Origin of the sequence: Rhizobium sp. 1399, from assembly GCF_031455475.1 — a bacterium.
Lineage (GTDB): Bacteria > Pseudomonadota > Alphaproteobacteria > Rhizobiales > Rhizobiaceae > Rhizobium.
The window spans coordinates 1,016,158-1,039,605 of sequence record NZ_JAVDSU010000002.1 but is presented as its reverse complement, the minus strand read 5'-3'; the positions used below and the strand labels follow the sequence as shown (position 1 = coordinate 1,039,605).

The 23,448-nt window shown below is 60.6% G+C and carries 17 protein-coding genes; 15 read left to right on the top strand and 2 right to left on the bottom strand.

The window, feature by feature from the left end:
• Positions 1–76: 76 nt before the first annotated feature.
• A complete protein-coding gene (locus J2X71_RS10855; RefSeq protein ID WP_310382071.1) occupies positions 77–2,266 on the top strand; it encodes a beta-galactosidase in 2,190 nt (729 codons plus the stop codon).
• Positions 2,267–2,326: 60 nt separating this feature from the next.
• Here J2X71_RS10855 and J2X71_RS10850 read toward each other — a convergent pair whose 3' ends face one another.
• Positions 2,327–3,139: an IclR family transcriptional regulator gene (locus J2X71_RS10850; RefSeq protein ID WP_310382070.1), complete on the bottom strand. Its 813-nt coding sequence runs from the start codon at positions 3,137–3,139 to the stop codon at positions 2,327–2,329.
• 393 nt (positions 3,140–3,532) lie between these two features.
• Between J2X71_RS10850 and J2X71_RS10845 the strand changes: the two genes are divergently transcribed.
• The 7 genes from J2X71_RS10845 to J2X71_RS10815 all read left to right on the top strand — a co-directional run bounded on the left by J2X71_RS10845 (position 3,533) and on the right by J2X71_RS10815 (position 13,232).
• Positions 3,533–4,840: an extracellular solute-binding protein gene (locus tag J2X71_RS10845; protein WP_310382069.1), complete on the top strand. Its 1,308-nt coding sequence runs from the start codon at positions 3,533–3,535 to the stop codon at positions 4,838–4,840.
• Complete coding sequence (locus J2X71_RS10840; protein WP_310382068.1) at positions 4,840–5,799, top strand: sugar ABC transporter permease; 960 nt, start codon at positions 4,840–4,842, stop codon at positions 5,797–5,799. Before J2X71_RS10845 ends, J2X71_RS10840 begins: the two co-directional genes overlap by 1 nt.
• Positions 5,796–6,617 (top strand): carbohydrate ABC transporter permease, encoded by an 822-nt coding sequence (locus J2X71_RS10835; protein ID WP_310382067.1) that lies wholly within the window; start codon positions 5,796–5,798, stop codon positions 6,615–6,617. The genes J2X71_RS10840 and J2X71_RS10835 overlap by 4 nt, the downstream gene beginning before the upstream one ends.
• 4 nt (positions 6,618–6,621) lie before the next feature.
• Positions 6,622–8,673 (top strand): alpha-L-fucosidase, encoded by a 2,052-nt coding sequence (locus J2X71_RS10830; RefSeq protein ID WP_310382066.1) that lies wholly within the window; start codon positions 6,622–6,624, stop codon positions 8,671–8,673.
• A gap of 140 nt (positions 8,674–8,813) precedes the next feature.
• Positions 8,814–9,848 carry a LacI family DNA-binding transcriptional regulator gene (locus J2X71_RS10825; RefSeq protein ID WP_113320419.1) on the top strand — a complete coding sequence of 345 codons (1,035 nt, stop codon included), beginning with the start codon at positions 8,814–8,816 and terminating at the stop codon, positions 9,846–9,848.
• A 37-nt stretch (positions 9,849–9,885) separates the two neighbouring features.
• Positions 9,886–10,983 carry a sn-glycerol-3-phosphate ABC transporter ATP-binding protein UgpC gene (locus J2X71_RS10820; protein WP_310382065.1) on the top strand — a complete coding sequence of 366 codons (1,098 nt, stop codon included), beginning with the start codon at positions 9,886–9,888 and terminating at the stop codon, positions 10,981–10,983.
• A gap of 2 nt (positions 10,984–10,985) precedes the next feature.
• Complete coding sequence (locus J2X71_RS10815; protein ID WP_310382064.1) at positions 10,986–13,232, top strand: glycoside hydrolase family 95 protein; 2,247 nt, start codon at positions 10,986–10,988, stop codon at positions 13,230–13,232.
• Between the two features lie 178 nt (positions 13,233–13,410).
• On the opposite strand, the gene J2X71_RS10810 is transcribed toward J2X71_RS10815, so the two are convergent.
• Positions 13,411–15,024 carry a right-handed parallel beta-helix repeat-containing protein gene (locus J2X71_RS10810; RefSeq protein WP_310382063.1) on the bottom strand — a complete coding sequence of 538 codons (1,614 nt, stop codon included), beginning with the start codon at positions 15,022–15,024 and terminating at the stop codon, positions 13,411–13,413.
• A gap of 326 nt (positions 15,025–15,350) precedes the next feature.
• Between J2X71_RS10810 and J2X71_RS10805 the strand changes: the two genes are divergently transcribed.
• From J2X71_RS10805 to J2X71_RS10775, 7 genes are all read left to right on the top strand, one after another.
• A complete protein-coding gene (locus tag J2X71_RS10805; protein ID WP_310382062.1) occupies positions 15,351–16,484 on the top strand; it encodes a transporter substrate-binding protein in 1,134 nt (377 codons plus the stop codon).
• The gene (locus J2X71_RS10800) at positions 16,481–17,062 is read left to right on the top strand and encodes an ANTAR domain-containing protein (RefSeq protein WP_310382061.1); all 582 of its coding nucleotides are present in this window, start codon (positions 16,481–16,483) and stop codon (positions 17,060–17,062) included. The genes J2X71_RS10805 and J2X71_RS10800 overlap by 4 nt, the downstream gene beginning before the upstream one ends.
• Entirely contained in the window at positions 17,063–17,911 is an 849-nt protein-coding gene (locus tag J2X71_RS10795; RefSeq protein ID WP_310382060.1) for an ABC transporter permease, read from the top strand. It begins immediately after the preceding gene.
• Positions 17,911–18,831: an ABC transporter permease gene (locus tag J2X71_RS10790; protein WP_310382059.1), complete on the top strand. Its 921-nt coding sequence runs from the start codon at positions 17,911–17,913 to the stop codon at positions 18,829–18,831. The genes J2X71_RS10795 and J2X71_RS10790 overlap by 1 nt, the downstream gene beginning before the upstream one ends.
• Positions 18,832–18,856: 25 nt before the next feature.
• Positions 18,857–20,476, top strand: coding sequence for an ABC transporter substrate-binding protein (locus tag J2X71_RS10785; RefSeq protein ID WP_310382058.1), 1,620 nt, complete (start codon positions 18,857–18,859; stop codon positions 20,474–20,476).
• A gap of 65 nt (positions 20,477–20,541) precedes the next feature.
• Positions 20,542–21,486 carry an acetamidase/formamidase family protein gene (locus tag J2X71_RS10780; protein WP_113320428.1) on the top strand — a complete coding sequence of 315 codons (945 nt, stop codon included), beginning with the start codon at positions 20,542–20,544 and terminating at the stop codon, positions 21,484–21,486.
• Entirely contained in the window at positions 21,483–23,159 is a 1,677-nt protein-coding gene (locus J2X71_RS10775; RefSeq protein WP_310382057.1) for an ABC transporter ATP-binding protein, read from the top strand. Before J2X71_RS10780 ends, J2X71_RS10775 begins: the two co-directional genes overlap by 4 nt.
• Positions 23,160–23,448: the final 289 nt, after the last annotated feature.

Below are 23,448 nucleotides of genomic sequence, written 5' to 3'. Positions count from 1 at the left end.
GGGAAAAGTCGGCGACTAAGCGACGCTTTCATTTAGTTTGGCGATGCAAACCAACTGAACGAGGGTGGAAATAGTCATGGGATCGGAGCCTTGGTACCGCACAGCGTTGCGATGGGGACAAACCAATCTGGTCGAGATCGACCCAGCGCGTTACGACGACACGTGGTGGCGAGAGCACTGGCGGAAGACCCGCGTCCAAGGCGTCATCATCAATGCCGGTGGCATCGTCAGCTATTATCCGACGAAGTTCCCACTGCATCACAAGGCCGTAACGCTCGGCGACCGCGACCTCTATGGCGAGATCGTCAAGGCTGCGCGCGAAGAAGGATTAAAGGTCATCGCGCGCATGGATTCAAACCGTGTCGCAGAGGATTCCTACCGCGCTCATCCGGACTGGATCTGCCTCGATATCGACGGCAAGCCCTACCAGCAGGCGGACAAATATGTGACCTGCATCAACTCGCCCTATTACAGCGAATATCTGCCTGACATCATGCACGAGATCATCGAGCGTACCATGCCAGACGGTTTTGCCGACAACAGCTGGGCCGGCATGCCGCGCAAGAACATCTGCTATTGCCGGCACTGCACCGAGCAGTTCTTCGCATGGTCGGGCGTAGACCTGCCCCGCCGCCATGACTGGGCCGACGAGAACTATCGCCGCTGGATCCAGTGGAACTATAAACGCCGCACCGATCTCTGGGAATTCAACAACAAGGTCACGACCCGGGTCGGCGGCAAGGACTGCTGCTGGATGGGCATGATCAGCGGCGACATCCTGAACAACGGCAACCGCTTCATCGATCTCAAGGAAATCCTTGCCCGCAGCCCGATCGTCATGCTCGACCACCAGCGCCGCAACCTGATCGACGGTTTCGAAGACAATACCGAAACCGGCAAACGTCTGCATGAGGTGGGCGGCTGGGACAAGCTCATTCCTGAGAGCACGCCGCAATACCAGCTTGGCTCGCCGGCTTTCCGCCTCGCCAGCATGCCGCCCGCCGAAGTGCGCCTCTGGTCCTCCTCCGGCTTTGCCGGCGGCATCCAGCCCTGGTGGCACCATATCGGCTCACTGCATGAGGACCGTCGTCAATACAAGACGGCTGAGCCGATCTTCAAATGGCATGAGGCGAACCAGGATATTCTGATCAACCGGCAGCCGCAGGCCGATGTCGGCGTCGTCTGGTCGCAAAACAACCACGACTATCACGGCCGCGACAAGGCAAACGACCGCACGATGAACCCCTATCGGGGCACAGTGCGGGCGCTCGACCGCGCCGGCATCACCTATCTGCCCGTCAATGCCGACGATATCGAGAAGGCGGCGGGACGCTTCAGCGTGCTCATCCTTCCGAACCTCGCCGCCATGTCGGACGAGCAGGTAGCCGCCATCGAGGCCTTCGCGGCCCACGGCGGTTCGGTGATCGCTTCTTCAGAAGCGAGCCTCTACAGCCGGCATGGCGACCGCCGGACGGACTTCGCTCTTGGCAAGCTCTTCGGTGTCCATCGCAGGAACGGAACGCATGGCGACTTCGAGGCCGCTAATCCCGACATCGAAACCAGCGCGCGCCACACCTATTTGCGCCTCTTGCCGGAGCTGCGCGCCGGTGTGCACGGCCCCTCCGACAAGACGGCGCCGAAAGCTGACGGAAGCCGCCATCCAGTGCTGGCCGGTCTGGAGGGGACCGACACCCTACCCTTCGGCGGCTACCTGCCGGTCGTTAGCGTCGATGACGACGTCAAGGTGCTGGCGACCTTCATTCCAGATTTTCCGATTTATCCGCCGGAAACCTCCTGGATGCGGCAGCCCTATTCGGATGTGCCGGCCATCACTGTCCGCGAGAACGGCAAGGGGAAATTCGTCTGGTTCGCCGCCGATCTCGACCGTTGTTATGCCCGTGACGACCAGTTCGAGCACGCACGCCTGATTACCAATGCCGCGCGCTGGATGCTTGGCGATCACTCGCTGCTCAGGCTGGAAGGCACGCATGGCCTCATCACCGCTGCGCTCTATCAGCAGGATAAACGGCAGATTGTTCACCTCAACAACCGCGTTCTGATCTCCCGCGTGCCGGGCCGCCAGAACGAACTCCTACCGATCGGTCCGGTGACGTTGCGTCTGCGCAAGCCGGCCGGCAAGACTGCTTGCGACGCGAGCCTCAGAGTTGCGGGAAAGACAGTGAAGATCATCGACGAGGGCAGCGAAATCGCCATCGATGCCGGCGCAATCCTCGACCACGAGGTGATCATCGTCGACTGGTCCTGATCGGATAAAAAACCGCCGGTTCGAAAGAGCCGGCGGTCCATTCGAGCAGGGTGTTTCGCGTCAGCTCGCAATGGCGTTGACAGGCGGCATCTCCCCGCTGAGAGCCGCCGTCAACTGCGCAGAAGTCTCAGCGAGCAGGCGCCCGAGCACCGGAATCCGCTGCGGCGTTATCCGCGATGCGATGCTCGACAGTGATATGGCGCAGATCGCCTCGCCGTGATGGTCATAGACAGCAGAGGCCACGCAACGCAGGCCGGAAACCAGCTCCTCATCATCGATAGCATAACCGTCTGTCCGGATTTTCTCGAGATCGGCGCGAAGCGCCGATTGTCTGGTGAGCGTATTGGCCGTAAAGCGCCGGCTTCCCTCGCGCAACAGGATCGTCTCCAGATCTTCCTGCGAATAGGTTGCCAGGATCGCCTTGCCCATGGCTGAGGCCGTCATCGGCACCCTACTGCCGACCCGGGTGACGCTGCGGGTGATATCGCGGCTCTCAACTCGATCGACGCAGACCACCTCGCCGTCCTGAACGAAGCCGAGATTGGCAGTCTCTCGCGTCTGATCGCGCAAGCGCCTGAGATAGGGGAGCGCGCTCGCAACAAGGTTGCTCTGACGGGTGAACACGGAACCGATGGCAAAGGCCTGCCGGCCGATATGCCACATGCGATCATTCGGATTGTACTGGATGAATTGCCACTGCTCCAGCGTCGTCAGAATGCGATGGACCGTCGAGGGCGCCAGACCCGTACGGGTGGCGAGATCGACCAGACGGTTGCCGTCCTCGTCCATTCCCATCGCTTCGAGCAGCATCATGGCGCGGTCGATCGATTGAACGCGCCCGTGAAGACTTTTCTCCTCCACCCGCTCTCCCATGCGTCTCCTCCATTGCAATTATTCAGCATCTCCTGGCGCCGTCGCGGCTTATGGTAACGCTACCATGCGCAAGCGTCAACGCTGGAAAGATGAATGCATCGACCGAAAAATGATTGTTCACGAGATCGTGCGCCACGCCGCCACCAGGTCGGGCAACGCCACCGCAATCCTGCGGAGACGACCCGGATTCCTGGCCCCTTTTTGCGAACCCCTGGCTTGAGAAAGCCAGCTTTAAATCATCATACATGCCTGAATTTACGCATTTATTATAATGGCTTAAGCGCATTGTCGTTTATTTATCGATAAAAACACTTGTTCGAGGTAAAATAGATGATAACGTTTCAACTAAATTGAATGCCGGATGGCAGCAGTCAACGTTTGGGAGGACTTGACATGACCAACAGCAGTAAATTTATGCCTGAAATCCGCCGCCGCACGCTGCTCGCTGGAGCAGGCAGCACCGCCTTACTGGCCATATCAGGTGCGGCACGGGCTCAGGATCCAGTCAGCGGCGAACTCGTCGTTCTGAACTGGCTCGGCGGCTCCGAACTCGACATGATGCATTCGATCCAGAAGGCCTTTCTGGCGAAATATCCAAATGTCACGATCCGCGAAGTCGCCATCACCGGCCAAGGTGACATGCGTGGCGGCATCCGCACCGCGTTGATGGGCGGCGAGGTCGTCGACGTGCTCTTCAACACATGGCCGGCCTTCCGCAAGGAACTCGCCGATGCCGGCATGCTCCGGCCGATTGACGACCCGTGGAAATCCTTCGGTTGGGACAAGCTCATCAGCCAGTCGTGGAAGGATCTCGGATCTATCGGCGACAAGACCTACGGTCTGACTTACACCTTCGGTGATCGCTCCGGCATCTGGTACAAGAAGGAGCATCTCGCCAAGGCCGGTATTGCCGAACCGCCCAAGACCTGGGACGAGTTTGTTGCCTCCTTCGCAAAGCTCACCAAGGCCGGCTATGCGGCCCCGGTCGCGATCCCCGGCAAATACTGGGCACACGCCGAATGGTTCGAAACTCTGTTGCTCAGAACCGCAGGCGTCGAGACGGCGACGAAGCTTGGCGCTCATGAAATTCCTTGGACCGATCCCGCTGTGAAGACGGCGCTGACAAAATACGCCGAGATGATGACTGCCGGCTGCTGCGGCGCGGCGAACATCATGCTTGCCAATGACTGGGACGGCGAGGCCGACCAAGTCTTCCAGGCCAACGCCAAGAATTATCTGCTGATCGGCATGTGGATGAACAATCGTGCCAAGAACGACTACAAGCTGGTCGAAGGCAAGGATTACGGTCTCTTCCAGTTCCCGTCTCTCGGCATGGGCCATGACGATACATCGAGCGTCGACGCCAAGGAGCTGCTGGTGACGACGAATGGCCCCAATCCGAAGGCTGCAGACGCCTTCCTCGATTTCTGGACGAGTGCCGAGGCCGCCAACATTCTCGCCAAGGCCGGTTATGCTTCGCCAAGCAGCAACGTCGATACTTCGTTCTATGGCGAAGTACAGAAAGTGGCGACGCAGGCCGTTGCGAGTTCGAAGCTGCAATTCGTGCTCGGTGACCTGCTGCCCGGCGATCTCGTCGACGAGTATCGCGTGCAGCTGCAGAAATTCCTGCAGGATCCGTCGGGCGCCAATATCGACACGGTTCTTGCGGCTATCGAAACCAAGGCCCAGGGTTCCTACTGATGGCTAGCACCTCCGCTTCCCCGGTGCGGGAAGCGGCGGGCGTGATGCAGGGTTCTCCGCTGGCGGCTGGCATTAAAAGCCGTCGGCGTCTGCTCAGGGACACGCCCGCCGCACTGATCCTGATTGCGCCGGTTCTCGTGTTGTTCGCGATTGCCGTGATCTACCCGCTGGTGGAGACGATCCGACTGAGCTTCTGGGATATCCAGGGGCTGAGAAAGCCTGTTTTCATCGGCTTCGGAAACTACGCGCGGCTGTTTGCCGACGCGGCATTTCGCAACACGCTGCTGACGACCTTGATCTTCACCATCGGCACGACTGTCATCTCAGTGGCGATCGGCTGGATTCTGGCAATGCTGTGCGCTTTTGCGCCGCAGCAAACCCTGCCCTTCCGCGTGATGATCTTCGCGGCCTTCGGCATTTCGGAAGCGGTTTCCGGCTATATGTGGATCGGCATTTACAGGGCGGATGCCGGCGGCCTGCTCAATTCGCTGATCCAACTCCTGGGCTTTCCGGGCTTTGCGCATGCCTGGTTGGGGGATGCCAACACGGCCCTCTGGGCGCTGATCATCGCGGCCTCCTGGAGCGGCGTCGGCCTGCCCCTCATGCTGATTTTTGCGGCCATCCAGGCGATCCCGAAATCTGTGCTCGAAGCCGCCTATATGGATGGCGCCAAGCCGGTCTCGACCATGCGGCATATCATGATGCCGCTGTCGATGCCGGGCGTGCGCGTCGCCGTCTTCATCAACCTGCTCACGGCACTGCGCGCCTTCGACATCATCTATATCCTGACCGGCGGCGGCCCCGTGCGCTCGACGGAAACCGTCGGCTACTTCATGTACCGGGAATCTATGACTCAGTTCAAACTGGGCTATGGTGCGGCCGCGACCGTCATCCTGCTGCTGGCGGTCCTTATCATTTCCATCCCCGCCATCATCCAGCGAACGGCAGGTGCGAAATGATCGGCAAGGCTCCTCGCTGGATTATCGTCGTCGTCGGAATCGTCGCCTTCATCTGGGTGATCCCGATCATGGGCATTGTCGTCACCTCTTTCCGCCCGCCCGAGGGTGTCTCGCTCGGCTGGTGGCGCTTCGATCATTTCGATCTCACGCTCGATGCCTGGCGCCGCGTCTGGGACAAATATCCGCTCGCAGACTCCATGTGGGTGACGATGAAGACGGCTGGCATCGCGACGGCGCTCACCATGCTGCTGACACCGGCTGCAGCCTATGCCTTCCACTTCCTGACCTTCCCATTCCGTCGGGTGCTGCTGATCGTCATCATCAATGCATTCGTGCTGCCGCAGCAGGTCGTCATCATTCCGCTCTTCACGCTCTGGCGCGACATGGGGCTGATCGACAACATGCTGTCGGTGCTTATCCCCTATGTCGGGCTCTCCTTCGCCTGGTCGATCTTCCTCGTCAAAAACTTCTTCGAGGATTTCCCGCGCGAACTGGTGGAGGCCGCCAAGATCGACGGCTGCGGGCCGCTGACGACCTTCCGCCACGTGGTGTTGCCGAACAGCCTTTCGCCGATCTTCGCCGTCGGCATCCTGCAGTTCCTCTGGACATGGAACGCCCTGCTGCTGCCCATGCTCTTCCTGCGCAGCGATGTGCCCCTTCCCGTGCTGCTTGCCCGCATTTCCGGCAGCTACGAGATCAACTGGGACCTGAGATCGGTGGCGGCCATCATCACCACCCTCGTTCCCCTGCTCGTCTTCCTTGTCTTCCAACGTCAGTTCGCCGCCGGATCGCAGACACGCACCGGCGCAAAGGAATAGAACCATGCCCAAAACTACGAACAAGCCGCTGCGCTACCGCCAGATCCATCTCGATTTCCATACGTCGGAACATATTCCCGGCATCGGCGCCGATTTCGATCCGGATGCCTTCGTCTCGACGCTGAAGGCAGCACATGTCGATTCCATCACCATCTTCGCCAAGTGCCATCATGGCTGGTCCTACTATCCGACCAAGGTCGGCAAGCCGCATCCGCAGCTTGCCCGCCCGGATCTGCTCGGCGACATGGTGAAGGCGCTGTCTGCCGCCGATATCGAAAGCCCGATCTACATCTCCGTGCAGTGGGACGAGTTGACGGCGCGCGAACATCCCGAATGGCGGGCCATGAGCGCCTCGAACCGCTATCATCACGACAGGCCGGCAGACCCTTCAGCCGGCAAGCAACTGAGCCCGGCCTGGCACACGCTCTGCCTCAACCATGCGGGGCTCCGCCACTACATCCTGGAACAGGCGCGCGAAGTTGCCCAGAACTATCCGACACAGGGGCTTTTCTTCGATATCATCCTGACACCGGATTGCGTCTGCCCTGATTGTATCGAGCGCATGCAATGCGAGGGCCTTGACCCGGAAAATCCGGCCGACCGCCTGAAGAATGACGAGGCGGTCAACGAGCAGTTCCGTCGCGAGACCAGCGAGGCATTGTTCGCAGAGTTTCCGGGCCTGCGCGTGTTCTACAATTGCGGTCATATCCACAAGCAGGGGCCAGAACGCTTTTCGACCTATTCGCATCTCGAGCTCGAAAGCCTGCCGACCGGCGGCTGGGGCTACGACCATTTCCCATCGAGCGCCCGTTATGCGGCCACACTCGGCATGGATTTCCTCGCTCATACCGGCAAGTTCCACACATCCTGGGGCGAATTTGGCGGTTTCAAACATCCGGACGCGCTGGAATATGAATGCGCCCAGATGATCGCGCTCGGCTCCAAATGCCTAGTCGGCGACCAGCTTCATCCGAACGGAGCAATTAACCCCGACACTTATGCGTCGATCGCACCGGCCTATCATCGCGTCGAAAAGCTCGAACCCTTCCTGGAAGGTGCAAGGCAGATCTCCGAGATCGCAATCCTCTCGGCCGAACATATGAACCCCAAGGGGTCACGCAACCATCCAAGCGATGATGGTGCGGCGCAGATGCTGCAGGAGCTGAAGCGCCCCTTCGATGTCCTCGATATATCCGGCCGCTTCGAACAATACCGCCTGCTGATCCTGCCGGACGAAATCCCCGTCGATGCGACGCTCGCCGCGCGGCTGAAATCCTATCTGGCCGGCGGCGGAAAAATCATCGCTTCCTGGCATTCGGGGCTTGATGAGAGCGGTAAATTCGCGATCGACTTCGGCATTGAAAGAGGTGTGGCACCCGTCGCTTTCAAGCCGAGCTATGTAAGGGCCGGCAAGGACCTTGACACCTCCATGCCGCAAACGGCTTTCGTTTTCTACGATGACGCTGAAACCGTCCGCTCAGCCGGTGCGACTGTCCTGGCAGGTATTTTCCCATCCTACTTCAATCGCTCGTACAAACATTTCTGCTCGCACCAGCATGCGCCCGACGACACAAATGCCGAGATGGTCGGCGCTGCCGTGACCGAGCATAAGGGGGCGGCCTATATAGCCTACCCGATTTTCCGGCTCTACCGAGCGATGGGTCAGCCGCTCTACAAATATGTCGTTCGCGGCCTTATCGACCGGCTCGTTCCCAATCCGGCTATGGTCACCGACCTGCCCTCCTCCGGGCGGGCGACATTGACGCGTCAGATCGAGCACGATCGCCATATCCTGCATCTCCTCTACGGTCCGCCGCAGATCCGCGGCAAGGACGTGCGCGACGATGACGGCTCGACGCGTGTGATGGAAATGATCGAGGACATTCCGGCGATCGGCCCTGTCAATGCCACAGTGCGTCTGCCGGCAAAACCGAAACGCGTCTTCGATGCGATGACCGGCGAGGATCTCGCGTGGAATGCCGGCGACGACGGCGCCATCAACATTACCGTGCCACGCCTGCACATCCACAGCGCAGTGGTGTTCGAAGGCGCCTGATGCAGGTTGAGGTAAGGGAACCGTCGGACTTTGCTCTTGCCGCCCGCAATACTGGTGGGCGGCGGAGCGCTGGGCTATACGACGGAAAGGCGCCTGACCAGGCGCCATTTCCCATGAATGAGTGTAGGAGCCCGCTCGAAATGCGACAGACGGACCAGACGGCTGCAAGGAGGCGCGGAGCCACGATCATCGACGTTGCAAGGGTGGCAAACGTCGCAGTCGGCACCGTGTCCCGCTATCTCAACGGCCAGACGATCCGCCGGTCCAACCGCGAGCAAATCGAGCAGGCGATCCAGGATCTCGGCTATCGGCGCAATGCCGCCGCGGCCTCGATCCGCACCGACCTCACCCATATGATCGGCTTCCTGGTGCCGACATTCGACGAATTCCATGCCCGCATGCTGGAGCATCTCGCCCATTCGGTGCGCCCAACCGGACGCGCACTTCTGACTTATTGCCATGGCGGCGATCCGCGGGTGGTCGCGGAAGCCTTGGATTTCTTCGCCGCGCAGCGTGTCGATGCGCTGGTCATGGACGGCACAGCGGAGGTTTACGACCGTGTCGACGACCTGATCCATCACGATATTCCGATCATCTTCTACAATAACGACGTCCGCGGGCTGGCGGCCGACCGGGTCATGGTAGAGAACCACCGCGCAAGCTATCGCATCGTCAGCCACCTCATCGATCTCGGTCACCGCCGCATCGGCATTTTGACAGGCGATCCACGCAATTCTTCGGGTATCGAGCGGCTGGCGGGCTATGAGCAGGCGCTGCGCGACCGGGGCATCACAATCGATCCGACGCTCGCGGCGCGTGGAAACTGGCGCATGGATGGCGGTTATGAGGCGACCAAGCGATTGATGTCGCTCGAAAATCCGCCGACCGCAATCTTTTCCGCCAACTACGGCATGGCAGTCGGAGGGCTGAGCTGGCTGAAGGAGAACGGCCGCCATGTGCCCGAGGATATTTCGCTCGCCAGCTTCGACGACGTGGCAATCTTCCGGCTCTATGAAGCCGGTATTACGGCCGTCGCCCAACCGGTGGCAAGCATTGCAGAAACCATCACCGACATTCTCGTGGAACGCTTGACAGAACCGTCAGGCGGGGCGACGCGCAGCGTCGTCCTTGAATGCGACATCATCCTGCGAGGCTCGACGCGACGGATCACCTGACGCGCTCTGCCCGCCAAGCGGTTAAAGGGAGGAAGCTTTGGCCAGCGTAGAATTGCACGATATCGACAAATCCTATGGCAGCTTTCAAGCGATAGAGGGCCTCAATCTTAGCGTCGATGACGGTTCATTCACGGTCTTCGTCGGTCCCTCCGGCTGCGGAAAATCGACGCTGCTGCGTATGATCGCCGGCCTTGAGAAGATCACCGCCGGGGACCTCACGATCGACGGGCGGCGCATGAACGAGGCCGATCCGATCGAACGCGGCGTCGCCATGGTCTTCCAGAACTACGCGCTTTATCCGCATATGACGGTGGAGCAGAATATCGGTTTCTCGCTGCGCATGGCCGGCATGGGCAAGGCCGATATCGACAGGAGCGTTGCCGCCGCCGCTACCACCTTGCAGATCGAGCCGCTGCTCAAGCGCAAACCTGCACAGCTCTCCGGGGGCCAGCGTCAGCGCGTCGCGATCGGCCGGGCGATCGTGCGCAACCCGGCCGTCTTCCTGTTCGACGAGCCCTTGTCGAACCTCGATGCGGAACTCCGCGTCTCCATGCGCGTCGAGATCGCGAAACTGCACCGGCGCATCGGCGCGACGATGATCTATGTCACGCATGACCAGACGGAAGCGATGACACTTGCCGATAAGATCGTCGTCATGCGCGCCGGCAAGATCGAGCAGGCCGGCACGCCGGACACGCTCTACGCCGATCCCGACAATTTCTTCGTCGCCGGCTTCATCGGCTCGCCGCGGATGAATTTCCTCGACGGCAAGCTGGGCGCGGATGGGGTGATCAAGCTCGATTGCGGCACGGTTTTTAGAGCCGGCATCGTCGGCCTGGGCAAGGAAATGCCAGTCAAGGTCGGCATCCGCCCGGAACATTTCACCGGACAGGACGAAGGCGGCGGCGCGATCGACGTCAAGGTCGACGTGGTGGAAAACCTTGGCGGAACGCGCTTCATCTACGGAACTCTCGCTTCGGGCCAATCTGTGATCATCGAGGATCGCTCGGAAAGAACCCTGCGCCCGGGCGAAACGGTCAGCGCCGGCTTTTCTGCGAGAAAGGCGCTGCTCTTCAGCGTTGACGGCCTGCGGATCCGCGACATCAGGCCGGCAAACAGCATCCCGGCAGAATGACGATGGCGGACAACCTTCTCTGGTACGATGCCCCTGCCCGGCTCTGGACGGATGCGCTGCCGCTCGGCAATGGTCGGCTCGGCGCCGTGGTCTTCGGCGACCCTGTTTCCGAGAGGCTGCAGATCAACGAGTCCACCTTCTGGGCCGGCGGGCCTTACCGGCCGGTCAATCCCGAGGCCTATGGCTACTCGGAGAAAATACGGGAACTGATCTTCGCCGGGCACTATGCGGAAGCCGAAGCAATGGCCGAAGAACATCTGATGGCGCGGCCGATCAAGCAGATGTCCTATCAGCCGATCGGCGATCTCCATATCGATTTCCTCCCTTCGCAAACTGTCGGCAGCTACCGTCGCACGCTCGATCTCGACACTGCGATCGCCACGACCTCCTATGTTGCCAACGGCATCACCTTCTTTCGCGAGGCCTTCGTTTCCGCGGTGGATGGCGTGCTTGTCCTGCGCCTTTCAGCGGATCGGCCCGGAGCCATCAGATGCCGGATATCGCTCGACAGCCCCCAGCAGGGGCAACTCGTCGACCAGGACGCTGCAAGACTGACTTTCTCCGGCACCGGCAAGGCGGAATGGGGCATTGCCGCCGCCCTTCGCTTTGCCTTCGGCATTCGAGTGATCAATACAGGAGGGAGCTTGATCTCCTCCGACGGCGTCATCTCCGTAGATAGTGCCGACGAGCTTGTGATTCTGCTCGATGCCTCCACAAGTTTCCGGCGTTTTGACGATGTTTCCGGCGATCCGGATGGCACTATCACCGGGCGCCTTTCGAAAGCCGGCGGCCGCAGCATCGAGGCCATGCGCCGTGACCATATCACCGAGCATCAAAGGCTGTTCCGCACTTTCGCGATCGATCTCGGCACGACGCAGGCAGCCTCGCAGCCGACCGATCGCCGGATTGCGGGCTTTGCCGACGGAGAGGATCCCGGGCTTGCGGCACTCTATGTGCAATTCGGCCGCTACCTGATGATCGCCTCGTCCCGCCCAGGCACGCAGCCTGCAAACCTGCAGGGCATCTGGAACGAGGAGGTCGATCCGCCCTGGGGCAGCAAATATACAGCCAACATCAATCTGCAGATGAATTACTGGCTGCCGGCCCCTGCCAATCTGCCCCAATGTATCGTGCCGCTGGTCGAGATGGCGGAGGAGCTTGCTGAAGCCGGACGTGAGACGGCACAGATACACTATCGCGCCCGCGGCTGGGTTATGCACCATAATACCGATCTCTGGCGCGCGACCGGGCCGATCGACGGCGCCAAATGGGGCCTCTGGCCGACCGGTGGCGCCTGGCTCATGACACAATTGCTTGATCTCAGCGATTACCTCGACGACGCCGATCGTCTACGCCGGCGGCTTTTCCCGGTTGCCAAGGCTGCGGCAGAGTTTGTCTTCGATGTGCTGGTGTCGCTTCCGGGCACAAACTATCTCGTGACAAACCCGTCGCTTTCACCCGAGAATGTCCACCCGCACGGCGCTTCGATCTGCGCCGGGCCCGCCATGGACAGCCAGATTATCCGGGATTTCCTCAATCTGCTTCGCCCCGTCGCCACGTCCATCGGCGGCGAGGATGAGTTCGTCTCGGAGATCGATCGCGTCCTGCCGCGCCTTCCGCCCGACAGGATCGGATCAGCGGGCCAGCTCCAGGAATGGCTTGAAGACTGGGACTTGCAAGCGCCGGAAATGCACCACCGGCATGTCTCGCATCTCTATGGCCTCTATCCGAGCTGGCAGATCGACATGGACAACGCGCCTGCGCTTGCCGCCGCTGCCCGTCGCTCTCTGGAGATCCGCGGTGACGACGCGACGGGCTGGGGCATCGGCTGGCGCATCAATCTCTGGGCACGGCTTCGTGACGGCGATCATGCACTCGATGTGGTCAAACTGCTGATCAGCCCTGAGCGGACCTATACCAATCTGTTCGACGCCCATCCGCCCTTCCAGATCGACGGTAATTTCGGCGGGGCCGCCGGCATTCTGGAAATGCTGGTGCAGTCTCGCCCAGGCGAAATTCACCTACTCCCGGCCCTGCCCAAAGCGTGGCCGCGCGGCTCATTGCGCGGTTTGCGGGTGCGCGGCGGCATGCTTCTCGACCTTGATTGGGAGAATGGCAGGCCGGTGAAGATTGCGATTTCGGCAGCACGGGATATTCGCACGGCCGTCCGTTTTGCGGACGGCAGGTTCAGCGTCACCCTTGCCGCTGGACAGACTTTCATGGCGAGCAAGGACGATCTCTTCGCATAGAGGTCGGGCCTCTATGCGAACTCAGCTTTTAACGGCCTACATTGGCGATCAGACGATAGCGGCTTGATCGAGTGCATCATTTGCCCGCACGATATCAGCCAGTGCGCGTTGAACTTTTGACGGCCGCAGACGCTTGATCGCAAGCGTTCGTATTGCCGCTGTCCTTGCTCTTCCCTTCCTAAGACTGATCTCCCTCAGAATATCGTGCTGGTGTAGGCCATATGACTGCGAATGATGGATCAAAGGCATCGATCCGGCCGGTTTCTTGCCAGGCGCCGACGCAATAGTTGGATGGCGCAAACAGACTGCGCGATTTATCCGGCAACTCGATGGAGAAGGCTATTGCCGCCGGAGCCTTGGTTATCTTCAATCCGGAAGGCAGACCGATGGTCTGATCCTGGAATTGGACGTCCGCGTACCTGGCATTTTTGCCGATATCATAATGCGCCTGCCGCAATCGATCGGGAAAATCCCGGTGCGAGATCACATCACCGTCAAAGACGATGCCAAGAGATCCCCAGGAACGTGTGAAGCACCCCTCCTCAAAGCGGATGAGGTCATCCAGCTCGGTCAAGGGATAGGAGTCGAAGCTCCAGCCTGATCCGAAGGGAGAACACGCCTCCCACTTGAACTTATCGGCGTCAGTCGCATAGCCAATAAGGTTGTTGCGATGCTCCAGCTTCGCAAATCTCTTCTTCTTGGCAATCGGCGCGCGAAGGAGCCAGGTATTGTTGAAGACGTAATGCGGTCCATCCGCAATATGCGTCTCGGGAAACTTGAAAAGCACGCCCTTGGCATGCTTGTCGTCTTCGGGTCCGGGAATGTGAACGTTCCAGCCAAGATTGCCGTAGACATAGAAGTAGCCGGAGCGCTGCATTTCGAAGGAAAACGGCATGTAGCAATCGACGAATTGGTTCCGGCGGATAGTCCAGTTCCACGCGAAATTCTCAGGCTCGACGGCGTTATCCTTTATCCGCACGAACCAGTTATCTTCGATAAGAACGTTCCGAGCGAAGGCTTCCTTGGTGGACTCCGATGCCTGATTGAAGAAATGGACGCCATTGAATGCGTCTATGATGACGTTGTCGCGGATGATGACATATCCGGCAATGGTCCAAGCGCGAAAGAAGTCACCGTCATAGGCTCGTGCATCGCCAACGGGGTCAACGGGACCATCCTCGTCGCCCGATCCGTGCACCTGCTTCCAGGGGATATCGCTCCAAAGCCTGCAATCTCCTAGGGATAAGTCGGCACGAACATAACCATTGTCCCGGATCGACAGGATGTCGTCTTCACCGTGGCTTTTCGTATCCTGCACCCAGTTGCATTTTTCGATGAGCAGATGACGCGTGTAGGGACCGGCCGCACCGATCGCAATGCACCCTCCCCTGAAATCGACGCGGCGTATGAAAATGTGTTGGCAGTTATCGAGGTATATTGCTGTCGGCCAGCAGTTCCTGAAAACCAGTTCGTCGATGATAACCCATTGGCAATCCCGCAATGTCAAAGCCGCATTGTCGGCCATGAAATAGATGCCGGGAAACGAACCACCTTTCTGGTGAGCGGCGGCCAGTTTGTTCGCAGTTTCCCGATAGGCGTCGAAGTCCATATCAGAGCCGAAGATCGCTCCCGGACCGGTGATGTATATAGGGCAATCCTCGGAGCCTCGTTTACCTATTATCGTTATCGGATCGGGATAACGGCCCTTTTTCAGGTAGAGCTCGCCACCGGGTCCCAGCCGGTTGAGTTTCCTATGAATATCTTCGGCATTGACCTTTATTTGCGCTTTCATTCAATGCCGCCCCAACAAAACACCTCATCGACACTATCGCCGGAGTTGATATTTTTGCCAACACTCCCAAACGGGACCCGGCACGGGGCGAGAGCTTCATCTTCAGGCCTTCGCCTCTGCTGTAATCTTGCCGCAACGTCCCGGATTTCGCCTGCCTCGCGCTTGACAAAACCGGACTGCCTGTATTTTATTCAAGCCTGCGGATTAGGCAGAGAGCGCCTCCGCATTCTTACATGACTTCGATAGTCGCTGGGCAGTTTCGCCCCATGATGGCCCCATCGCGGATGGGACGCCCTCATGGGGTTTTTGGTTTTTTTGGCTTACAGATGAATGATGCGTTGAAAATCGGCATTCTTTACTCCACCACCGGCCCTTACGGCTCGATGGGGCGCGACGCGCGCGACGGCGCGGAATTTGCGATCGCCGAATTCGCCGCAGAAAGCGGCCGGCCCATCGAGCCCGTTTTCTTCGATCCGCAGGCCGATCTTGCCGCCTATCTTGAAGGCGCGCGCCATCTGCTGCGCGCCGGCTGCCGCCACATCGTCGGCACCATTACCTCGGCCGCCCGCAAGGAAGTCATCCCGCTCATTGAAAAGCATGACGGGCTTCTTTGGTACATGTGCCCCTACGAAGGGTTCGAGGCGAACGAAAACGTCATCTATGTCGGCGGCTGCCCGAACCAGCACCTGCTGCCGCTCTTCGAATATCTGATCCCCCGCTACGGCAACCGGCCCTATCTCGTTGGCGCCAACTATGTCTGGGGCTGGGAGATGAACCGGCTCGCCCGCGAGTTGACAACCAATACAGGCGGCGAGGTTCTCGGCGAGCGTTACCTGCCGCTCGAGGAAACCGCGGTCGAGCGCATCGTCGCCGATATCGAGCAGCGTCGCCCGAGCTTCATCCTCAACAATCTGATCGGCCCCTCAAGCTACGCCTTCCATGAGGCGATCCGCCGGCTTGCCGATCGCGACGCGGCCTTCCGGCCCGAGAACTGCCCGGTCGTCAGCTGCGACCTGATGGAATGCGAGCTTGACGATATCGCGCCGGGTGCGGCCATCGGCCAGCTCTGCGCAGCCTCCTATTTCGATAGTGTTGCCACCTCCGAAAATGGCGACTTCAAACAGCGGATCCTCGCTCATTACGGCGCGCCGCGCCGCATCTCCAGCGTCTTTGCCAGTGCCTATACGGCTGTGCGTCTTTGCGTTGATGCGATCGTGGCTGCCGATGGCGACGAGCCAGCAAGCGTGCGCCGGGAATTATATAGCAAGAGCTGGGAGACGCCTTTCGGCACGCTCAATATCGACCGCGAAACCAACCACGCTGCCCTGCCCTTTCATCTCGGTCGTATCAATACACATAACGGCTTTGATGTGATCGCTTCGCGTCCGCCGCTTGCTGCTGATCCCTATCTGACCGGCCGCAACAAGACGGCTTTGCCGAAATTGCGGGTGGTATCATGAAGGAAACACCCAATTTCGCCGGCTGGCATGCTGTCGTCCTGCACCGCGAGGACGGCAATACCGAAAGACTGATCCGCCAGCTGCGCCTTCTCGGCCTGTCGGCAACCCTGCAATGGGCGCCGCTTTCGGCCGCAGGCGTGCCCGATCTCGTCATCGTCGATGCAGACCAGGGCTTTGACGATCTCCTACCCTGGAGTGGGATAACGCCGACATGCCCGGTCGTCGCCCTGCTCGGCTCGGAAGCGCCGGGCCGTATCGCCTGGGCGCTCGGTCAGGGTGCCGGTGCGATCATCGCCAAGCCGATTGCCGCCTCCGCCGTCTATCCGGCCCTCGTCATGGCCGTCTCCATTCATCAGGAGCGCAAGGGTGTCACTGAGCGCCTGCAATATCTCGAAGAGCGCGTGCGCCTGCGACCGCTCGTCCATGCCGCCGTCGAGAAGCTGATGAATGCGCATGGAGTGGATGAAGAACGCGCCTATTCGATCCTGCGCAACTGCGCCATGCGCCGCCGCCTGCCGATGGAACAGATCGCCGCCTTCATTATCGGCGGCATAGAACCCCTGCCGGAGGCGGGTTGAATGCGTGTATTAAAAGCCATTTTGCGGCAGCCGACCGCCCTCTTCGGCCTTATTGTCGTGCTTATTGTCATCGGCCTTGCCGTGGCAGCCCCCTGGATCGCGCCCTTCAACCCTGATGAGCAAATGTTCGACGGATTGTCGCTTGAAGGCGCACCGCTGCCGCCCGGCGGCCCCTATCTGCTCGGCACCGATACGCTCGGCCGCGATCTCTTTTCGCGCATGCTCTTCGGTGCACGCACCTCGCTCGTCATCGGCCTCGTTGCCAACGGCATTGCGGTCGTGATCGGCCTCCTCATCGGTATCCTCGCCGGCTACCTGCGCGGCATCGTCGGCAATGTCCTGATGCGCTTCACCGATCTGATGATGGCTTTCCCGGCGCTGCTGCTGGCAATCGTCCTTGCCGCCTTGCTGCGGCCGAGCCTCTGGATCGTCGCCATGGTGATTGCGCTCGTCAACTGGGTGCAGGTCGCCCGCATCGTCTATACGGAGACGCGCGGACTGGTGGAGCGCGACTTCATCATGGCCGAGCGCTCGCTAGGTGCCGGCCATATGCGTGTGCTTTTCCTGCATATCCTGCCGCATCTGGTGCCGACGGCGATCGTATGGGGCACGCTCGGCATCGCCACGACCGTGTTGCTCGAAGCGACGCTCTCCTTCCTCGGCATCGGCGTGCAGCCGCCGCAGCCCTCCTGGGGCAATATCATCTTCGAAAGCCAGAGTTACTTCCAGGCCGCGCCCTGGCTCGTCTTCTTCCCCGGCGCGATCATCCTGCTGACGGCACTGTCCTTCAATCTCGTCGGGGATGCGCTGCGCGACATTCTCGATCCGACCCAGCGCGGGAGAGGCTGATGGTCTTTCTCATCCTTCGCCGGCTCGTTCAGGCCGCCCTCATTCTTCTCGGCGTTGCCGCCATTACCTTCGTGCTGCTCTACGCGCTGCCGGCCGACCCGGCTCGCATGATCGCCGGCCGAAGCGCCACAGCGCAGACGGTCGCCAATATCCGCCACGAACTCGGCCTCGATCAGTCGCTGCTCGTTCAGTTCAGCACCTATCTGAACAATCTTCTGCACGGCAATCTCGGTCGCTCCTATGCGCAGAAGACTGAGGTCTGGACGCTGATCGCCGCCCGCCTGCCGGCGACGCTCGTGCTCATGCTGGCCGGTATTCTGGTGGAAGTTGCTCTCGGCCTGACCCTCGGCACGATCGCCGCCGTGCGCCGCGGCGGTTTCGTCGACCGACTTGTCATGACGGCTTCCTTCGTCGGGGTTTCGGCGCCGCAATTCGTCGTAGCCCTGCTGCTTCTTTATGTATTTGCCGTAACGCTCGGATGGCTACCCATGAGCGGCTACGGCACCTTCGCCCATGTCGTGCTGCCGGCCTCCACCCTCGGTGTCCTTGGCGCCGGCTGGTATGCACGCATGGTGCGATCGGCCATGATCGATGTGCTCAATCAGGACTATGTACGCACGGCCCGCGCCAAGGGCCTGTCTTCGCGCCGCATCATTTTCCGCCACGCCCTGCCAAACGCCATCCTGCCGATCATCGCCATGATCGGTATCGATATCGGTCAGTTCATGGGTGGCGTGGTGGTCGTCGAGGCGGTCTACGGCTGGCCAGGCATCGGTCAGCTCGCCTGGCAGGCCATCCAGCAGGTCGACATACCCATCATCATGGGCGTCACGCTGACATCAGCGCTTGCCATCGTCATCGGCAACCTGCTCGCCGATCTGGTGGCGCCGCTCATCGATCCACGCATCCGTACACGTTGACAGCAACCAAAGAAGGGGAACCCGAATGTTCAAACGCTGGCTTCGACACACAACCATGGCAACGATGGTGGCGCTCGCCCCCCTCGCAGCCACGGCACAGGAAACACCCAAGCAGGGCGGCGATATCGTCGTCACCTACAAGGACGACATCACCACGCTCGACCCGGCCATCGGTTACGACTGGGTCAACTGGTCGATGATCAAGAGCCTTTATTCGCGCCTGATGGACTATGCGCCGGGCACACCGAACCCGATCCCGTCGCTCGCCGAAAGCTTCACGGTATCGCCCGATGGCCTGACCTATACGTTCAAGCTGCACAAGGGCGTGAAGTTCTCCAACGGCCGCGAAGTCGTCGCTTCCGACGTGAAATATTCGATCGAGCGCGCCGTCAATCCGAAGACGCAGGGCCCGGGCGCCGGTTTCTTCGGCGCCATCCAGGGCTTCGAGGACGAGACCGGCGGCAAGACCGAGACGCTCTCCGGCATCCAGACGCCTGACGACAGCACTATCATCTTCCATCTGTCGCGTCCCGACGCCACCTTCCTGCACGTGCTCGCCATCAACTTCGCTTCGGTCGTGCCGAAGGAAGCCGTCGAAGCCGCAGGCGGCGATTTCGGCAAGAAGCCTGTCGGTTCCGGCACCTTCATCCTGAAGGACTGGACGATCGGCCAGCAGCTCGTTTTCGAGCGCAACAAGGATTATTTCGTCAAGGGCGTACCCTATATCGACAGCTTCAAGGTCGAGGTCGGCCAGGAGCCGCTGGTCGCGCTGCTGCGCCTGCAGAAGGGCGAAGTCGATATCGCCGGCGACGGCATCCCGCCCGCCAAGTTCCTGGAAATCAAGAACTCCGCCGATGGCGCAAAGATGATCGTCGACGGCGAGCAGCTGCATACGGGCTACATCACGCTGAACACCAAGGTGAAGCCCTTCGACAACGCCAAGGTGCGCCAGGCGATCAACATGGCCGTCAACAAAGACCGCATCGTGCGCATCCTGAACGGCCGCGCAACACCTGCCAATCAACCTCTGCCTCCGCTGATGCCGGGATACGATAAGTCCTTCACTGGTTATGCGTATGATGTTGCCAAGGCCAAGGCGCTACTTGCCGAAGCGGGCTTCCCGGATGGCTTCGAAACAGTGCTCTACTCGACCAATACCGATCCGCAGCCGCGTATCGCCCAAGCGATCCAGCAGGATCTCGCTGCAATCGGCGTGAAGGCCGAAGTGCGAGCTCTCGCGCAGGCCAACGTCATTTCGGCCGGCGGCACGGAAGGCGAAGCGCCGATGATCTGGTCGGGCGGCATGGCCTGGATCGCCGACTTCCCGGATCCGTCCAACTTCTACGGCCCGATCCTCGGTTGCGCCGGCGCTGTTCAGGGCGGCTGGAACTGGTCCTGGTATTGCGATGCCGATCTCGACAAGCGCGCGGTTGCCGCCGACTCCATGTCCGATCCGGCAAAGTCTGCCGAACGCACCGCCGCCTGGGGCAAGGTCTTCACCGACATCATGGCCGATGCGCCGTGGGTTCCCGTCATCAACGAGCGTCGCGTCGTTGCCAAGTCGCTGCGCATGGGCGGTGCCGACAATATCTACATCGACCCCACCCGCGTCATCAACTACGACGCGATCTACGTGAAGCAATAAGCCCTAGGAAATAACGCCTTCCCGGTCCGACCGGGAAGGCCTCATAAGATCGAGGGAGACACCTTATGTGCATTGCCTGCACCCACACAATTCACCGCGCCCAGCATAATTTCGGCTGGAACAAGGATTTCGCACCGGCTGTCGTCGCCAAGCCCGGCGAGACCATCCACTTCGAATGCCTGGATTCCTCCGGCGGCCAGCTCGGCAGCGACGCAACGCTCGATACGCTGAACAATCTGGATTTCGGCAAGATCAATCCGGTTTCCGGCCCGATCTACGTCGAGGGCGCCAAGCCCGGCGATGCACTGAAGGTAACGCTGCGCAAGTTCATTCCCTCGGGCACCGGCTGGACGGCGAATATTCCGGGTTTCGGCCTGCTGGCCGACCAGTTCAAGGATCCGGCGCTGCATGTCTGGTCCTATGACGCTAACAGCATGACGCCGGCCCTTTACGGCCCTGGCGGCCGCGTGCCGTTGAAACCCTTTGCCGGCACCATTGGTGTCGCCCCGGCCGAGCCGGGCACGCATTCCGTCGTGCCGCCCCGCCGCGTCGGCGGCAATATGGATATTCGTGACCTGACCGCAGGTGTCACTCTCTATCTGCCGATCGAGGTCGAAGGCGCACTCTTCTCCATCGGCGACACGCATGCGGCGCAAGGCGACGGCGAAGTCTGCGGCACGGCGATCGAAAGCCAGATGAATGTCGAGGCGACGATCGAACTCGTCAAGGATGCGCGCTTGCAGACGCCGCGCTTCACCACCACCGAGCCCGTCACCCGCCACCTCGACGGCGCCGGCTATGAAGTCACGACGGGTATCGGCCCCGACCTGATGACCGGCGCACGCGAAAGCGTCATGCGCATGATCGATCTTCTGACCGCGGAACATGGCATGAGCGCCGTCGACGCCTATCTGCTCTGCTCGGTCTGCGGCGATCTGCGCATCAGCGAAATCGTCGATATGCCGAACTGGGTCGTTTCCTTCTACTTCCCGAGGATCGTATTCGCGTGATTGAAGCCATGCCCGCCGCGCCCATTCTCAGCGTCCGCAATCTCAATGTCGATGCGCGAACGCCTGATGGACGCAAACCGGTTCTGAAAGATATCAGCTTTGATCTCGCGAGCGGCGAAACGCTTTGCCTGGCCGGGGAATCCGGCTCAGGCAAATCAGTGACGTCGCTGTCAATCATGGGCTTGCTGCCGAAGGCCTCGCTCCAGGTCGCCTCCGGCAGCATCATGCTCGGCGAACACGATCTGCTGAAACTTTCCGACCGGGCCATGCGAAGCGTGCGCGGCGGCGATATCGCCATGGTCTTCCAGGAGCCGATGACCTCGCTCAACCCGGTCATGTCGATCGGTGCGCAGCTGGCCGAAGCTATCCGCGAGCATCAGGGCAGCGAGAATGCCGAGGCGATTGCGCTGCAGATGCTCGATGCCGTGCAGATCACCGACCCGGCAAAACGTCTGAAGCAATATCCGCACGAACTCTCCGGCGGCATGCGCCAGCGCGTGATGATCGCCATGGCGCTATCCTGCCGTCCGAAAGTACTGATCGCCGACGAGCCGACCACGGCGCTCGACGTGACGGTGCAGGCGCAGATCCTCAAGCTGATGCGCGAACTAAAGTCGGAATTCGGCACATCGATTATTCTTATCACCCATGACATGGGCGTCGTCGCCGAAATGGCTGATCGCGTCATTATCATGCAGAATGGCGGTATCGTCGAAGAAGGCCCGGCAGTCGCCATTTTCCGCGCGCCGCGCCAGACCTATACGCAGCAACTGCTCTCGGCCGTGCCGCGCCTTGGCGCTTTTGCCGGCACCGACGCTCCTCCGCGCATCACGTCGCGCAGAGTCGAGACCCTGCATCCCGACCGCACCCCGGTCTTGAATGTACGCGGCCTCAACGTCACCTATGGCGGGGCAGCGAGCTTTCTCTTCAAGGGCAAGGCGCCCGCTGCGGCCGTGAGCGACGTTTCCTTCGATATCCTGCCGGGCGAAACGCTTGGCCTCGTCGGCGAAAGCGGATCGGGAAAATCGACAACCGGCAAGGCGGTGCTCGGCCTTATCCCCTTTACCGGCGATGTGATCATTGATGGCCGTAACATTGCCGGGCTCAGCCATCGCGAGATGCAGCCCATCCGCCGCACGGCGCAGATGATCTTCCAGGACCCATATGCCTCGCTCGACCCGCGCATGGCAGTCGGCTCCGCGATTGCCGAGCCGCTGGTCATCCACGGTATCGCGAACAAGGCCGAGCGGCAGGACAGGGTTGCGGAACTCCTGCGCCGTGTCGGCCTGACGGCGGATGCCGCCACGCGTTATCCGCACGAATTTTCCGGCGGCCAGCGCCAGCGCATCTGCATTGCGCGTGCCCTGGCACTCGAGCCGAAGCTGATTGTTGCCGATGAGAGCGTTGCGGCGCTCGACGTATCCGTGCGCGCCCGCGTGCTCGACCTGATGCTGGAACTGCAGGAAAGCATGGGGCTCTCCTACCTCTTCATCTCGCATGACATGGCGGTTGTCGAACGCATGTCCCATAAGGTCGCCGTCATGCGCAGCGGCAGGATCGTCGAAACAGGCACCCGCCGCCAGATCTTCGAACATCCGGCAGAGGATTACACGAGGGCCCTGATGGCTGCCGTTCCGATCCCCGATCCGGAAGCTCGGCGAGCGCAGATCTGATATCCCTAGACAGTGAGAGCCGAAGCGCCTCCTTTGGAGCCGTGTACGCTTCCGCGAGGCTTGCTCTCGGCCTCCGCCGAATCATCGCTTAAAATCGACTTTCGGCATGGTCGAATGTCGGTCGCGCCTGCCTGCTGAAGCCTATTTGTCAGCCGCATTTTCTTTCGACAGCCCGTCCAGATGGGCAAATACAGGCTCGCAGCTGCTGGATTTTAGATAAATTCAGCGTTCATCGACAACTCCCCGCGCCCCTTTGCGCGTGGCCAATCCGGCTAAGTCGTCCTAATAT

Coding starts and splice junctions, on each gene's coding strand:
- J2X71_RS10830 (WP_310382066.1), top strand. CDS start 6,622: ATGCCCAAAACTACGAACAAGCCGCTGCGCTACCGCCAGATCCATCTC.
- J2X71_RS10780 (WP_113320428.1), top strand. CDS start 20,542: ATGTGCATTGCCTGCACCCACACAATTCACCGCGCCCAGCATAATTTC.
- J2X71_RS10815 (WP_310382064.1), top strand. CDS start 10,986: ATGGCGGACAACCTTCTCTGGTACGATGCCCCTGCCCGGCTCTGGACG.
- J2X71_RS10845 (WP_310382069.1), top strand. CDS start 3,533: ATGACCAACAGCAGTAAATTTATGCCTGAAATCCGCCGCCGCACGCTG.
- J2X71_RS10825 (WP_113320419.1), top strand. CDS start 8,814: ATGCGACAGACGGACCAGACGGCTGCAAGGAGGCGCGGAGCCACGATC.
- J2X71_RS10810 (WP_310382063.1), bottom strand. CDS start 15,024: ATGAAAGCGCAAATAAAGGTCAATGCCGAAGATATTCATAGGAAACTC.
- J2X71_RS10855 (WP_310382071.1), top strand. CDS start 77: ATGGGATCGGAGCCTTGGTACCGCACAGCGTTGCGATGGGGACAAACC.
- J2X71_RS10840 (WP_310382068.1), top strand. CDS start 4,840: ATGGCTAGCACCTCCGCTTCCCCGGTGCGGGAAGCGGCGGGCGTGATG.
- J2X71_RS10785 (WP_310382058.1), top strand. CDS start 18,857: ATGTTCAAACGCTGGCTTCGACACACAACCATGGCAACGATGGTGGCG.
- J2X71_RS10835 (WP_310382067.1), top strand. CDS start 5,796: ATGATCGGCAAGGCTCCTCGCTGGATTATCGTCGTCGTCGGAATCGTC.
- J2X71_RS10850 (WP_310382070.1), bottom strand. CDS start 3,139: ATGGGAGAGCGGGTGGAGGAGAAAAGTCTTCACGGGCGCGTTCAATCG.
- J2X71_RS10790 (WP_310382059.1), top strand. CDS start 17,911: ATGGTCTTTCTCATCCTTCGCCGGCTCGTTCAGGCCGCCCTCATTCTT.
- J2X71_RS10795 (WP_310382060.1), top strand. CDS start 17,063: ATGCGTGTATTAAAAGCCATTTTGCGGCAGCCGACCGCCCTCTTCGGC.
- J2X71_RS10800 (WP_310382061.1), top strand. CDS start 16,481: ATGAAGGAAACACCCAATTTCGCCGGCTGGCATGCTGTCGTCCTGCAC.
- J2X71_RS10805 (WP_310382062.1), top strand. CDS start 15,351: ATGAATGATGCGTTGAAAATCGGCATTCTTTACTCCACCACCGGCCCT.